This is a genomic window from Pseudacidovorax sp. NFM-22, from assembly GCF_021401245.1.
GTDB lineage: Bacteria > Pseudomonadota > Gammaproteobacteria > Burkholderiales > Burkholderiaceae_C > Xenophilus.
Genome location: NZ_JACBFY010000003.1, coordinates 82,610 through 97,027, shown reverse-complemented (window position 1 = coordinate 97,027; position 14,418 = coordinate 82,610). Strand labels below are relative to the sequence as shown.

Annotated in this window: 12 protein-coding genes; 8 read left to right on the top strand and 4 right to left on the bottom strand. The window is 70.9% G+C overall.

The genetic code is table 11. The features are described 5' to 3' along the window. The first annotated feature begins 9 nt into the window (after window positions 1-9). The 5 genes from L0984_RS11355 to L0984_RS11335 all read left to right on the top strand — a co-directional run bounded on the left by L0984_RS11355 (window position 10) and on the right by L0984_RS11335 (window position 5,451). Window positions 10-633 carry a DUF2796 domain-containing protein gene (locus tag L0984_RS11355; protein ID WP_234193834.1) on the top strand — a complete coding sequence of 208 codons (624 nt, stop codon included), beginning with the start codon at window positions 10-12 and terminating at the stop codon, window positions 631-633. After that, window positions 630-1,334 carry an ABC transporter ATP-binding protein gene (locus L0984_RS11350; RefSeq protein ID WP_234193833.1) on the top strand — a complete coding sequence of 235 codons (705 nt, stop codon included), beginning with the start codon at window positions 630-632 and terminating at the stop codon, window positions 1,332-1,334. Before L0984_RS11355 ends, L0984_RS11350 begins: the two co-directional genes overlap by 4 nt. Further along, on the top strand, window positions 1,331-2,590 hold the full coding sequence (locus tag L0984_RS11345) for an ABC transporter permease (protein ID WP_234193832.1): 1,260 nt from the start codon (window positions 1,331-1,333) through the stop codon (window positions 2,588-2,590). Before L0984_RS11350 ends, L0984_RS11345 begins: the two co-directional genes overlap by 4 nt. Window positions 2,591-2,594: 4 nt before the next feature. Continuing rightward, complete coding sequence (locus tag L0984_RS11340) at window positions 2,595-3,200, top strand: DUF3299 domain-containing protein (RefSeq protein ID WP_234193831.1); 606 nt, start codon at window positions 2,595-2,597, stop codon at window positions 3,198-3,200. A gap of 214 nt (window positions 3,201-3,414) precedes the next feature. Further along, window positions 3,415-5,451: a DUF3300 domain-containing protein gene (locus L0984_RS11335; protein WP_234193830.1), complete on the top strand. Its 2,037-nt coding sequence runs from the start codon at window positions 3,415-3,417 to the stop codon at window positions 5,449-5,451. A 71-nt stretch (window positions 5,452-5,522) separates the two neighbouring features. Here L0984_RS11335 and L0984_RS11330 read toward each other — a convergent pair whose 3' ends face one another. From L0984_RS11330 to polA, 4 genes are all read right to left on the bottom strand, one after another. Then, the gene (locus tag L0984_RS11330) at window positions 5,523-6,467 is read right to left on the bottom strand and encodes a ZIP family metal transporter (protein WP_234193829.1); all 945 of its coding nucleotides are present in this window, start codon (window positions 6,465-6,467) and stop codon (window positions 5,523-5,525) included. 115 nt (window positions 6,468-6,582) lie between these two features. Then, the gene (locus L0984_RS11325; RefSeq protein WP_234193828.1) at window positions 6,583-7,479 is read right to left on the bottom strand and encodes a dienelactone hydrolase family protein; all 897 of its coding nucleotides are present in this window, start codon (window positions 7,477-7,479) and stop codon (window positions 6,583-6,585) included. 169 nt (window positions 7,480-7,648) lie between these two features. Further along, a complete protein-coding gene (locus tag L0984_RS11320; protein ID WP_234193827.1) occupies window positions 7,649-8,947 on the bottom strand; it encodes a M20/M25/M40 family metallo-hydrolase in 1,299 nt (432 codons plus the stop codon). A gap of 279 nt (window positions 8,948-9,226) precedes the next feature. Continuing rightward, window positions 9,227-12,016 (bottom strand): DNA polymerase I, encoded by a 2,790-nt coding sequence (gene polA, locus L0984_RS11315; RefSeq protein WP_234193826.1) that lies wholly within the window; start codon window positions 12,014-12,016, stop codon window positions 9,227-9,229. Between the two features lie 122 nt (window positions 12,017-12,138). On the opposite strand from polA, the gene L0984_RS11310 reads away from it, so the two are divergent. From L0984_RS11310 to L0984_RS11300, 3 genes are read left to right on the top strand one after another with little or no spacing between them, the layout of a single operon-like run. Then, window positions 12,139-12,507: a hypothetical protein gene (locus L0984_RS11310; RefSeq protein ID WP_234193825.1), complete on the top strand. Its 369-nt coding sequence runs from the start codon at window positions 12,139-12,141 to the stop codon at window positions 12,505-12,507. 7 nt (window positions 12,508-12,514) lie between these two features. Then, the gene (locus tag L0984_RS11305; protein ID WP_234193824.1) at window positions 12,515-13,567 is read left to right on the top strand and encodes a homoserine kinase; all 1,053 of its coding nucleotides are present in this window, start codon (window positions 12,515-12,517) and stop codon (window positions 13,565-13,567) included. Between the two features lie 41 nt (window positions 13,568-13,608). Beyond that, entirely contained in the window at window positions 13,609-14,406 is a 798-nt protein-coding gene (locus tag L0984_RS11300) for a BPSS1780 family membrane protein (protein ID WP_234193823.1), read from the top strand. The last annotated feature ends 12 nt before the right edge of the window (window positions 14,407-14,418 follow it).

Here is a 14,418-nt window from a genome sequence, read left to right as displayed (position 1 = left end):
ATGATCCGCATGACCGTTCGACGCCTCACCGCCCTGCTCGCCCTGGGCCTTGCGACCGCCGCGGCACCCGCCCTGGCGCAGCAGAAGCCCGCCCCCCGCGCCCAGCATGCCCATGTACACGGCAAGCTGGAGTTGGACATCGCCATCGAAGGCACCGCCGTCACCATCGAGATGGAAGCCCCGCTGGACAGCCTGCTCGGCTTCGAGCGCGCGCCGCGCACCGATGCCGAGCGCGAGGCCGTGGCCAGCATGACGAAGCGCCTGCGCGCCGCCGACCAGCTCTTCGTGATCGATCCGGCAGCCGGCTGCAAGCTCGGTCCGGTCCAGCTCGATTCGCCGGTGCTCAGCGGCGACAAGCCGACCGAGACCAAGCCAGCGGCCAGCGCCAAGGCTGGCGATGCCAAGGCCGCCGCCAAACCCGCTGCGAAACCCGCGGAGGACGTCGACCATGCCGACCTGGACGCCAGCTTCGCCTTCAACTGCGTCGACGCCGCGCGCGCCCGCTACGTCGAGGTGCAACTCTTCGACGCCTTCAAGAACCTGCGGCAGATCGAATCCGAGATCGTCGCGCCGCAGGGCCAGTTCAAGCGCGTGCTGCGCCGTCCCGCCACGCGGCTGACCTGGGACAAGTGAGCGCCGCTCCCGTCCTCGAAGCCCGGGGCCTGCGCTTCGGCTGGCCTGGCGCGGCCGCGCCCTGCATCGACATCGACCACCTGGCTGTGGCGGCCGACGAGCCCGTCTTCCTGTACGGCCCCAGTGGCTGCGGCAAGAGCACGCTCCTGTCGCTGCTGGCGGGCGTGCTGCTGGCCGATACCGGCGAGGTGCAGCTGCTTGGCCAGGACTGGTCGCGCCTGGGCGGCAGCGCCCGCGACCGCCGGCGCGTGGACCACGTGGGCTACATCTTCCAGCAGTTCAACCTGCTGCCGTACCTGAGCGTGATGGACAACGTGCTGCTGCCGCTGCGCTTCTCGCCGCGCCGCCGGGCCGAGGGATCGCGCGCGCAGGCCGAGGCGCTGCTGGCCCGCATGGGCCTGGACGCCACGCTCTGGAACCGCAGCGCCCTGCAGCTGTCGGTGGGCCAGCAGCAGCGCGTGGCCGCGGCGCGCGCGCTGGTCGGCCGGCCCGAGCTGGTGATCGCCGACGAACCGACCTCCGCACTGGACGAGGAGCGCCGCGAGGCCTTCCTCGACACGCTCATGGCCGCCTGCCAGGAGGCCGGCAGCGCGCTGGTGCTGGTGAGCCACGACCCGCGCATCGCGCAGCGCTTCGCGCGCCAACTGCACCTGCCCTCGCTCAACAAGGCCGCAACGGCCGTTGCCGCTTCCGCCGCATGAAGACGCTGCTCGCCATCGCCGCCCGCAGCGCCTGGAACCGGCGCTTCACGCTGGCGCTCACGGTGTTCTCCATCGCGCTGTCGACGCTGCTGCTGCTGGGCGTGGAGCGTATCCGCACCGAGCTGCGCGACAACTTCTCGTCGGCCGTCTCGGGCACCGACCTGATCGTCGGCGCCCGCACCGGCAGCACGCAGCTGCTGCTGTACTCGGTGTTCCGCATCGGCGCCGCCACCAACAACATGGGCTGGAAGAGCGTGCAGGACCTGCAGGCCCACCGCGGCGTGGCCTGGGTGGTGCCGATCTCGCTGGGCGATTCGCACCACGGCTTTCCGGTGCTGGCCACCACGCCCGAGTACTTCAGCCGCTTCCACTACGGCGACCGCCAGCCGCTCGCCATGCGCGAGGGCAAACCCTTCGAGCAGCTCTTCGACGCGGTGCTGGGCGCCGACGTGGCCGGGCAGTTGGGCTACCGCCTGGGCCAGAAGATCACGCTGTCGCATGGCAGCGGCGAACTCTCGCCCGAGCATGCCGACAAGCCCTTCACCGTGGTCGGCATCCTGGCGCGCACCGGCACGCCGGTGGACCGCACGGTGCACATCGGCCTGGAGGCGATGCAGGCCATCCACCTCGACTGGGTGGCCGGCGTGCCCATGCCGGGCATCAAGATCCCGGCCGAGCAGGTGCGCAAGTTCGACCTCAGCCCCAAGAACGTGACGGCCGCTCTGGTGGGCCTCAAGAGCCGCGCCGCCGTCTTCGCCGTGCAGCGATGGGTGGCCGGCTACACCGAGGAGCCGCTGATGGCCATCCTGCCCGGCGTGGCGCTGGACGAGCTGTGGCAGGTGGTGGGCGTGGGCGAGAAGGCGTTGCTGGTGCTGTCGGGCCTGGTGGGCATCGTCAGCCTGGCGGGGCTGGTGTCGGTGGTGCTGGCCGGCCTGAACGAGCGCCGCCGCGAGCTGGCCGTGCTGCGCGCCGTGGGCGCGGGGGCACGGCACGTGCTGGCGCTGCTGGCGCTGGAAGGGGCGCTGGTCACCGCGCTGGGCGTGTTGCTCGGCGCCATCGCCGCGGCCGTCGCACTGGCCCTGCTGGGGCCGTGGCTGCAATCGACCTACGGGCTCGCGCTGACGATCTCGGCTCCTACACTGAACGAATGGACCTTGCTCGGCGCCCTGCTGGCCGCCGGCTGGCTGGCCAGCCTGCTGCCGGGCTGGCGGGCCTATCGCCTGTCGCTGGCCGACGGGCTCTCTCCCAGGATCTGATGACATGACCGCTTCTTCGCGCTCCCTGCTCGCCGGCCTTGCGGCCGCCTTCGTGATGGCCTCGGCCCAGGCCGCCGGCCCGGCGCCCGAGGCCACCACGGCCACCAATCCGCTGGGCGGCAAGAGCAGCAGCCCTGCCAAGCCCGCCGCGGGCGCCAAGCAGATCACCTGGGTCGAGCTGGTGCCACCGGGCTGGGACCCCTCCAAGGACTTCAAGGACATCGACCTCGGCAAGCTCGAGGACAACGACCCCCGCGCCGCCGAGCTGCTGCAGAAGATGCAGGACGTGCTCAACAACGCCCCCACCAACGCCGCCCTCAACGGCGTGCAGGTGCGGCTGCCGGGCTTCGTGGTGCCGCTGGAGGAAAGCAAGGGGCTGGTGAGCGAGTTTCTGCTGGTTCCCTACTTCGGCGCCTGCATCCACACGCCGCCGCCGCCGGCCAACCAGATCCTGCACGTGCGGCCGCGCACGCCGGTCAAGTTTCGCGCCATGGACGCCGTGTGGGTCAGCGGCCCGCTGCGCACCGAGCGCAACGACTCGATGATGGGCGCCAGCGGCTACAGCATGACGGCCGAAGCCGTCACCAAGTACACCGAGAGCGGCAAGTAGGGCCCGCAGGTCAGCTTCCCGCAGGTCGTATGGCCGCCGCGACCTACAGGTTTGCGCGGGCGACGCTGGCAGCGACTGCCTGCCAGCACCGGAAACTCATCGACACCACTGGTCACACAGCCGAGGCGCCGCGGGTGCACCGCGACAGATGCGGCGCCGTTGACCAGGAACCGGCAGGACTTCTCGTCCTTCCGACCGATGGGGACTTCCAACCATGCCCGCTTTGTCATTCCTTGCCGCCGCGCCGCAGCCATCGCGCGCGGCCGCCACCCCCCGCCCGCTCTGGGCGGCCCTGACGCTGGCCCTGGCGCTCGGCGCCTGCAACCAGACGTCGCCGTCGCCCGAAGCCCAGGCACCCGCTCCGGCCCCTGCCCCCGCAGCCCAGGCCGCCCCAGCCGCCGCGCCGGTTCCTGCGGCCTACACGCCACCTTCGGCCAATGCGCTGTATCGGCTGGTGGCGCCCATCGCGCTGTACCCGGACAAGCTGGTGGCCCAGGTACTGGCCGCCTCCACCTATCCCGACCAGGTGACCGCCGCCCACCAGTGGCTGATGCAGAACCAGCAACTCAAGGCAGGCCCGCTGGCCGATGCCGCCAACCAGCAGCCCTGGGATCCGAGCGTGAAGGGGCTGACCGCATTCCGGCGCGTGCTGGACCAGATGGCCGGCAACGTCGCGTGGACCACGGCCCTGGGTCAGGCCTACTACAACGACCCGACGGACGTGATGAACGCCATTCAGGTCATGCGCCAGCGCGCCCGCAGCGCCGGAGAACTCAAGAGCAGTTCGCAGCTGAAGGTGGTGCAGAGCAGCGCGCCACCGGCGCAACCCGTCACGGTGCAGCCGGGGGTGGTGGTGCAGTCCACCCCGGTGGTGGTGGAGCCGCCGCCGACCTACATCACCATCGAGCCCGCCCAGCCCGACGTGGTCTATGTGCCGCGCTACGACCCGCAGGTCGTGTACGGCGCGCCTGTGCCCTATTACAGCGGCTACAGCTACACGCCGCCCCTGCAGGTGGCCGAACCCGTGCCGGTGCAGCCCGTGGTCGTGGGCGCGCTGGCCTTCGGCGCCGGTGTCATCGTCAGCTCGGCGCTGCAGCGGCACGACTGGGGCTGGCGCAACTGGGACCTGCGCTGGGGCAGCCCGCCGCCGCCCCCGCCGCCTGGCGGCTGGGGACGCGACCGGCCGCCGCCCAACTGGCAACGGCCGGCCGTGGTCTACAACAACAACATCTACATGCCTCAGCCCGCACCGGGCTATGGCCCCCCGCCTCGGCCGTGGGGCGGCCCGCCCCCCGGCGGTCCGGATCCACGCATGCTGGCTGTCCAGCAACAGCAACAGCGGGAGTTGGCCGAGCAGGCCGCACGCCAGAGCCAGGAGCAGCAGCGGCAGACGCAACTGATGCAGCAGCAGATGCAGCGCGACCAGCAGATGCGTGAGATGGCGCAACGTCAGGCCGACGAGCAACGCCGCGTGGCCGACATGCAGCGGCAGCAGGCCCAGCAGCAGCGTCAGCTCGCCGACCAGCAGCGGGACATGCAGATGCGGCAGCAGGCGGCCCAGGCACAAAGCCGCGAACAGCAGGACCGCATGCGCCAGGCCCAGCTCGAACAGCAGCGCCAACAGCAGGAGGCGCAACGGCAGCAGGCGGACATGGCACGCCGCCAGCAGGAAATGCAGCAGCGTCAGCAGCAGGACCAGGCCCGTCGCCAGCAACAGGCCGCCGAAGAACAGCAGCGGCAGGCTCGCGCCCAGCAGGACCAGCGGCAGGCGCAGGCGGAACGCGGCCGCCAGCAAGGGCAGATGCGCGACCAGCAGCGACAGATGCAGGAGCAGGCACGTCGACAGCAGGAGCAGGTGCAGCAGCAGGCCCAGGACCAGATGCGCCGGCAACAGGAGCAGCGCCAGGAGCAAGCGCGGCAACAGCAGCAGCAAGCCCAGGAGCAGGCACGCCGCCAGCAACAGCAGGCCCAGGAGCAGGTCCGCCAGCAGCAGCAACAGGCGCAGGAGCAGGCCCGGCGCCAACAGCAGCAGGCGCAGGAGCAGATGCGCCAGCAGCAGCAACAGATGCAGGAGCGCGCCGGGCAACAGCAGCGGGAGGCGCAGCAGCGGATGCAGGAGCAGATGCGTCAGCAACAGCAGCAGGCGCAGCAGCGCGCCCGCGAGGCCCAGCCGGGGCACGGCGGCGAACGGCGGGACGGGCCGCCTGGGCCGGGCCGGCCGCCGCGCCCGGGCGAACAGCCGCCGTCCTGACCACGGCGCCTGCCGCACCTGAGGGCCAGCATGGCGCGGGCGCAGGCGGTCTGGGCTCGCAGGAAACCGCCTCAGTGCGTGTGCGGGGGCGCAGTGCTCACGGGCGGCGCCACTCCCTCATCGTGCCCATGCCCATGCTCATCGCCATGGGACAGGCGGCTGATCCCCGTCACCAGCACGATGCCCGCCAGCAGCCACAACACCTGCAGCACCGTCTGGCGTGCGGCCAGCCTGCGCTGCAGTTGGGGGATGAGATCGGCCAGCGCCACGTAGGCGAAGCTGCTGGACGCCAGCACCAGGAAGTACGGCAGCCAGCCGTGCAAGCGCTCGACCAGCCACCAGCCCAGGACGCCGCCCAGCGCGGTCACCGTGCCCGCCAGGGACACCTTGATCAGCGCGGCGCGCGCATCCGGCGAGGTCTGTCGCATCACCACCAGGTCACCCACATGGTGCGGCACCTCATGGGCCAGCACCGACAGCGCAGCCAGCAGGCCGAGCCGCGTGTCGGCCATGAAGGCGGAGGCGATGAGCACGCCGTCGCCGAAGCAGTGCACGCTGTCGCCGGCCAGCACGGCCCAGCCGCCGACCCGCGGTGCATGCGCATGTGCGTGGTCGTGGCCCGCGCTGTCGACGGCATGGGCATGAAGAGGCCCATGCCCCGGATGGTCGTGCCCATGTGCCGCGGCGTGCGCATGGGCGTCCGCGACGGGCCCGTGGTGGTGTTCATGCCCGTGGTGCCACAGCTCGGCCTTGTCGAGCAGGAAGAAGAGCACCAGCCCGCCCAGCAGCACGGCGAACAGCACCGAGGGTTCCAGCCCGCTCTCGAAGGCCTCCGGCAGCAGGTGCATGAAGGCCGTCGCCAGCAAGGCGCCCGCGGCCAGGCTCAGCAGATGCTGCGGCCCATGGCCTGCGTCCTGCGGCCGTCCGCGCACGCCCAGGCGCAGCAGCATGCCGGCGATCCAGACGCTGCCGATGCCGGTGACGAGGGTGGCGAGCAGGATCTGGAGCAGCTTCATCGGGGGGCGGACGAACGGGAGGGATGACGAAAAAAAGCCGCCCGAAGGCGGCCCGTGCGGGAGGGTCAGGACAGCGGGCGGGCGCCATTGTCGGCGGCCCGGCCCCGCGTGGCACTCAGGCCACGCCGTTGGCCTTGAACCAGGCCGTGGCGCGCTTCCAGCCGTCCTCGGCGGCACCTTGCACGTAGCTGGGCCGGTAGTCCGCATGGAAGGCATGGCCCGCCTCCGGATAGACAACGAACTGCGAGGCCTGGGCCGCCGGCGAGCCGGCGGCCAGCGCGGTCTTCATCTGCTCGACCGTATCCAGCGGGATGCCCTGGTCCTTGCCGCCATAGAGGCCCAGCACCGGCGCCTTGAGCTCGGCCGCGATCTCGACCGGGTGACGCGGCGTGAGCGGCGAGGCCTGTCCCACCAGACGCCCGTACCAGGCGACGCCGGCCTTGACCCGGCCGGTGGCCGCATAGAGCCAGGTGATCCGCCCACCCCAGCAGAAGCCGGTGATGCCGGCCCGGCTGGTGTCCCCCCCGTTGGCGCCGGCCCAGGCCAGCGCGCCGTCCAGGTCGGCCATGACCTGCGCATCGGGCACCTTGGAGACCACCTCGGCCATCAGCTTGGGGATGTCGGTGTAGCCGCGCGGGTCGCCCTGGCGCGCATACAGCTCCGGCGCGATGGCCAGGTAGCCCAGCTTGGCAAAACGGCGGCAGGTGTCGGCGATGTACTCGTGCACGCCGAAGATCTCCTGCACCACCAACACCACCGGCAGGCCCGCGCGGCCTTCCGGCGCCGCCGCATAGGCCGGCACGTCGAAGCCGGCCACGGTGAACTTGACCGGTCCAGCACGCAGTCCATCGGCTGGCGTGCGGATGGCGGTCTGCGCAGCGATGGGCAGCGTGGCGGCGGCATAGCCCACGCCAAGCGCCGCCTTCAGGGCGGTGCGGCGGCTGGCGCCTTCGGCTTCGGCGCGGCCAGGCCGCAGGGAATCGAAGTCGCGCTGGATGTCGTCTTTCAGCATGCGGTGTCTTCCTTGGCTGTAGGGGGTGTCGGAGTCTAGGGAGCGCGCGGCGCTGCGCTCGCAAAGCCCTGCAGGGTGCAGGGCCGGCCGCGCAGGGCTCTGCAAGCCCAACTCCGCAGTACGACGGGAAGCGCCGGGCGGATCAGTCGACACGCCCGCCACAGGCGGCTCAGCGCGCCGGCACCTTGCCGGCCGACACGTCCATGATCAGCCGCGTCGTCAGATACAGCCGCGGCGCGATGGAGTCGATCAGCACGTATTCGGCATCGGCGGAATGCGCGCCGTAGCCCTGCAGGCCGAAGCGCTCGACCACGGCCGCCTTGCCCGACAGGCCCGCGAAGGCCGCGTCGGTGCCACCGCCGGCCACCTTGTCGTCGGCGCCCAGCGTGCGGCCGAGTTCGCCGTAGATGCCCTGTGCATGCTTCGCCAGCGCCAGCGCGGCGGCATTGGCCTCCAGCGGCGGGCGGCGGCGCTCGAACACGGCCTCGACCTTGGCCTCGGGGATCAGCTGCGTCTTCACCCGCTCCTGGATGGCGCGCTCCAGCCGGTCGTAGTCGGCCACCTTGATCACGCGCACGTCGGCCATGGCCTGGGCCGACGCCGGGATCACGTTGCGGTTGTTGCCGGCCTGCCCCACCGTCCAGTTCATCTTGAGGCCGGTGGACGGGTCCGACAGGTCACGCATCTGCAGCACCTGGTGGGCCATCTCGTAGAAGGCATTGACCCCGCGCTCGGGCGCCGAGCCCGCATGCGAGGCCTTGCCCTGCACCTTGAGCGTGACGGCGCCGATGCCGGCGGTGGCCAGCGACAGCTTGTCGTCGTTGGCATAGGCACCCTCGTGCGACATCACCACGTCGTGCTCGGCGCCCAGCTTGCTGATCAGCGCGCGGGATCCGGGCGAGCTGATCTCCTCGTCGCCGTTGATGAGCACGGTGATGCGGCCGTAGTCCTTGAAGTCCAGCGCCTTGAGCATGGCGAGGGTGTGCAGGATCACGGCGATGCCCTGCTTGTCGTCGGCGATGCCCAGGCCGTAGGCCTTGTCGCCGTCGATGCGGAATGGCTGCCGCGCGCCCATGCCGATGGTGTAGACCGTGTCCATGTGCGCGATGAGCAGGATGCGCGCCTTGCCCGTGCCCTCGAAGGTGGCGCGCACCATCTTGCCGATGTGCTCGGGCGTGTCGCCCATGCGGTAGACCTCGGGCGACTCGGCGCTGCCCGGCTCGATCACCGACACCTGCCCGCCCAGCGCCCGCAGACGCCCGGCCACCAGCGCCGCCATGCGGTCCAGGCCGTCGAGGTCGCGGCTGCCGGATTCGATGGCGACCAGCTGCGAGAGCGTGTCGAGCAGCGGCTGCTTCTGCTGCTGGGCCAGCGTCTCGATGCGCGCGTCCCGCTGGGCGAAGGCGGGCACGGCGGCGGCCGCGAGCACCAGGGCGAGGATGAGGGGGCGGAGGGGTTGGAGCGTCATTGGCATGGATTCCTGGTTTCTGGATGAGTCGCTCGACGGCGACGCACGCGCGTCGTGAGACGGCGGTGAAGGGCAAGAGAAGCCGCGTTGGGGCAAAAGACGCCGAGCATCAGCCGCACCCGGGAGCGCCCTCTCCCCTCGCGGGAGAGGGCCGGGGAGAGGGGCTGCCGCGGTCGCCAGGCGAAGGGCTGGTGCGATGCGCGCGCTCCCTCTCTGCCCAACCCCTCTCCCGCGAGGGGAGAGGGGCTCGTGCACCTCAGGGACACGGTGGCGCGGAGATCAGTGCGCCTTTTCCCAGTTGGGGCCGAAGCCGATCTCGGCGAGCAATGGCACCTTGAGCTCGGCCACGCCCGCCATGATGCGCGGCACCTCGGCCCGCACCCAGTCGACTTCGGCCTCGGGCACCTCGAACACCAGTTCATCGTGCACCTGCATGATCATCTTCGTGCCCAGGCCCTGGGCGTCCAGTGCCTTCTGCACCGCATTCATGCTCAGCTTGATGAGGTCGGCCGCCGTCCCCTGCATGGGCGCGTTGATGGCCGCGCGCTCGGCCGCGCCGCGCCGCGGGCCGTTGGGCGAGCGGATCTCGGGCAAGTACAGGCGCCGGCCGAACACGGTCTCGACGTAACCCTTCTCCTTGGCGCTGGCACGGGTCTCGTCCATGTAGTTCTTCACGCCCGGATAGCGCGCGAAGTAGCGGTCGATGTAGCTTTTGGCCGCCGTGTTGTCGATGCCCAGGTTGCGCGCCAGGCCGAAGCTGCTCATGCCGTAGATGAGCCCGAAGTTGATCACCTTGGCATAGCGGCGCTGCTCGCTGCTGACCTGCTCGGGCGTGCTGCCGAAGACCTCGGCCGCCGTCGCACGGTGCACGTCGATGCCTTCGTTGAAGGCGCGCAGCAGCGCCTCGTCGCCGCTGATGTGGGCCATGATGCGCAGCTCGATCTGCGAGTAGTCGGCGCTAGCGATCACCCGGCCCTCGGGTGCGATGAAGGCCTCGCGGATGCGCCGGCCCTCGGTCGTGCGCACCGGAATGTTCTGCAGGTTGGGGTCGTTGCTCGACAGCCGGCCGGTCACGGCCACCGCCTGCGCATAGTGCGTGTGCACGCGCCCCGTGCGCGGCAGCGCCATCTGCGCCAGCTTGTCGGTGTAGGTGCTCTTGAGCTTCGAGAGGCCGCGGTGCTCCAGGATCTTGGCCGGCAGGGGATAGTCCTCGGCCAGCTTCTCCAGCACCTCCTCGTCGGTGCTGGGCGCGCCGCTCGGCGTCTTCTTGACCACCGGCAGGCCCAGCTTGTTGAAGAAGATGTCGCCGATCTGCTTGGGGCTGCCCAGGTTGAAGGGCTGGCCGGCAATCTCGTAGGCCTGCTGCTCCAGCGCCACGATGCGCTGGCCCAGCTCATGGCTCTGCGCGGACAGCGCGCCAGCGTCGATCAGCACGCCGTTGCGCTCGATGCGGTAGAGCGTCTCGCTGCTGGCGATCTCCAGCTCATAGACGAACTTCAGCCGCTCGTCGGCCTGCAGCTGCGGCCACAGCACGCGGTGCACGTCCAGCGTCTGGTCGCTGTCCTCGCACGAATACTCGGCCGCCTTGTCGATGGCCACCTGGCTGAAGGGAATCTGGTGCGCGCCCTTGCCGCACAGGTCTTCGTAGTCGATGCCGCTGCGGCCCGTGTGGCGTTCGGCCAGGCTGGCCAGGCCGTGGGGCTTGTGCACTTCGAGCACATAGCTCTGCAGCATGGTGTCGTGCACATAGCCCTGCACCTCGATGCCGTGGTTGGCGAACACATGGCGGTCGTACTTGATGTGCTGGCCCAGCTTGTGGCGGCTGGCGTCCTCCAGCCAGGGCTTCATGCGCGCCAGCACCTCGTCGCGCGGCAGCTGCTCGGGCGCGTCCGGGTAGTCGTGGGCGAGGGGCACGTAGGCGGCTTCGCCGGGCGTCACGCTGAAGCTGATGCCGACGATCTCGGCCTTCATCTCGTCGAGCGAGCTGGTCTCGGTGTCGATGGCGACCAGCTTTGCGGCCTGCAGCTTGGCCATCCAGGCATCGAAGGCCGGCCAGTCGAGCACCGTGTCGTAGACCAGGTTGCTCGCCCGCTCGGCCGCCGCGGCCAGGGTGCCGTCGAGCAAGCCGGTGCCGCCCTCGCCCGGCTGCGCGGCGCCATGGCCCAGCAGCTCGGGCGCGGCGGCGTGGGCCTCCAGGCTCTTGGCCAGGCTCTTGAAGCCGTACTGCTCGTAGAAGTCCTTCAGCGCGTCGGTCTGCAGCGGCTGGATGGCGATGCCCTCCAGCGCCGGCAGTCCCTCTACATGGCCGGCCAGGTCGCAGTCGGTGCGGATGGTGACCAGCCGTCGGCCCTGCGGCAGCCAGTCGAGCGCGCGGCGCAGGTTCTCGCCGGCTTGGCCCTTGATCTCGGCCGCGTGGGCGATCAGTGCGTCGAGCGAGCCGTACTGCGTGAGCCACTTGGCGGCAGTCTTGGGGCCCACCTTGTCCACGCCCGGCACGTTGTCGACCGCGTCGCCCACGAGCGTCTGGTAGTCCACCATCAGCGAAGGCGGCACGCCGAACTCGGCCGTCACGCCCGCCACGTCGCGGCGCTTGCCGCTCATGGTGTCGATGATGGTGACGTGCTCGTCGACCAGCTGCGACAGGTCCTTGTCGCCGCTGCTCACGATCACCTCGATGCCCTGGCCCGCAGCGGTGCGCGCCAGCGTGCCGATCACGTCGTCGGCCTCCACGTCGGGCACGCACAGCACCGGCCAGCCCAGCAGCCGCACCACCTGGTGGATCGGCGGGATCTGCGTGCGCAGGTCGTCGGGCATGGGCGCGCGGTGGGCCTTGTACTCGGGGTACCAGTCGTCGCGGAAGGTCTTGCCCGGAGCGTCGAACACGCACGCAGCGTAGTCGGCGCGCACCTCACGCCGCAGGGCCTGCATCATGTTGATCATGCCCCGGATGGCGCCCGTCGCGGGGCTGTTGGGGTCGCCGGGCACCGCACGCAGGTCGGGCATGGCATGGAAGGCGCGGTACAGGTAGCTGGAGCCATCGACCAGCAGCAGCGTTTTCTTCTCGGTCATCGGGCCATTCTCCCCTGCCGCCGGAATGCGGCTGTGCGTCGGCGCCTACGGGCTGCGGCAGCCTTCGACGACAGGGGGCAAGGCCGCGGGAACAAGGGGTGCGCACCTACAATCGCCCGACCATGCCTGCCCATTCCTCCCCGTCCGTGCGCGCAGCCCTGCTGGCTGCGGGACTGTCGCTCCTTCCGGCCCTCGGCCATGCCCAGACCCCGCCGCCCCAGTCGGCCTCGGCAGCCCCGGCGGCGGAGTCGCAGCCCCTGGACGGCCGCCGCAACCAGAAGATCGAGCACATCACGGTGGAAGACCGCGGCGCCAAGGTCGACGAGGTGCGCTACGGCGGCGTGACGCAGAGCATCACCGTCCAGCCCAAGGATTCGGCACTCCCCTCCTACGACATCCAGCCGACGGACGGCACGCGCCAGCGCACCGGCGCGACCGACGGCAACAGTTCCAGCGGCGGTCAGCGCGTCTGGAACGTCCTCAAGTTCTGAACCGCCCGTGGCGGTCTTCACTGAAGTCCAGGCCGACGACGCGGCCGAACTGATGCGCCGCCTGGGGCTGGGCGAACTCACCGCACTGCGCGGCATCGAGGGCGGCATCGAGAACACGAACTACTTCGCCACCACCGAGCGGGGCGAGTACGTGCTGACGCTCTTCGAACGCCTGACGCCGGCACAACTTCCGTACTACCTGGGGCTGATGAAGCACCTGGCCGAGCGCGGCATGCCGGTGCCCGAGCCGGCGGCGCGGGGCGCCGAAGGCGGTCCGCTCTTCGACGCCGAATCTCCAGACAGAGCCTGCCCGCTGCTGCACACCATCGCCGGCAAGCCCGCGGCCGTGGTGCGCAAGCTGCAGGGCCGCAGCGAGCTGGCCCCGACGGCCGACCATTGCAGCGCGCTCGGCGACCTGCTGGCCCAGCTGCACCTGGCGGGCCGCGACTATGGACAGGTGCAGCCCAACCTGCGGGGCCTGCCCTGGTGGAACGAGACCGTTCCGGTGGTGCTGCCGCATGTGGATGACGCCCAGGCCGCCCTGCTGCGCAGCGAACTGGCCTACCAGAACCATGTGGCCGAGTCCTCGGCCTACGCGGCCCTGCCCCGCGGCCCCGTGCATGCCGACCTGTTCCGCGACAACGCCATGTTCGCCCACGACGGCAAGGGTGGCACGCTGCCCGTGGTCACCGGCGTGTTCGACTTCTACTTCGCCGGCACCGACACCTGGCTCTTCGATCTGGCCGTGTGCCTGAACGACTGGGCCATCGACCTGCCCACCGGCCGTGCCGACCCGGCACGCAGCCGCGCCCTGCTCGATGCCTACCAGGCCCGCCGGCCGCTGGGCGCCGCCGAGCGCGAGCTGCTGCCCGCCATGCTGCGTGCCGGCGCCCTGCGCTTCTGGATCTCGCGCCTGTGGGACTTCCACCTCCCACGCGAGGCCAGCATGCTCAAGCCGCACGATCCGACGCATTTCGAGCGTGTGCTGCGCGAGCGGGTGCGCGCGCCGCAGGTGCCGGCCCTGCAGGCCGAACCCGTCGCCGAAACGCTGGGCGCCTGAGCGCCCCTTGCGCCGGCTCCGGCCGCCCCCTTCTCCTGCTCATGAAACTCCAAATCGTCTCGCCCCGCACCGGCGTCCAGTGGATGCGCGAGGGCCTGCGCGCCTTCCGCCGCCAGCCGATGGCCTTCTTCTCGCTGTTCATGCTGTTCATGTCGGCGATCGCGATGCTCTCGGTGGTGCCGCTCATCGGCGGGCCCCTGGCCGTGGCCCTGGGCCCGGCCACCACGCTGGCCCTGATGGTGGCCAGCGAGCGCACCGTCCACGGCCGTGCCGACCCCGCCGCGGGGCGGGCGGCCTCGGCCGGCATCTTCCTGCAGGCGCTGCAGGCCGTGCGCGTACAGGCCCGGCCGCTGGTGGTGCTGGGGGTGCTGTATGCGCTGGGCGCCCTGGCCGCTGGCGGGCTGGCCACGCTGATCTTCGGCGACCCCTTCGACGGCGCCTTCGGCAACGACGGCGCGCCGCAGGCCGAGGTGGTGCAGAGCACCGGCTTCCAGATCGCCGTGCTGGCCCGGCTGCTGTTCTATGTCCCGGTGGCGCTGGCCTTCTGGCATGCGCCAGCGCTGGTGCACTGGCATGGCGTGGCGCCGGTCAAGAGCATCTTCTTCAGCCTGGTGGCCTGCTGGCGCAACATGGGCGCCATGACGCTCTACGGTCTGGCCTGGGCTGGCGTGGTGCTGGCGCTGAGCCTGCTGATGAGCGTGGTCGCCTCGCTGCTGATCGCCGTGAGCGGGGCCGGGGCGCTGGGCATGGCCGTGATGGTGGGCGGCTCCTTCCTGCTCTCGGCCGCCTTCCTGGCCTCCGCCTGGTTCACCTTCCGGGACAGCTTCAGCGTGGAGTGAAGGCGCGGCGCG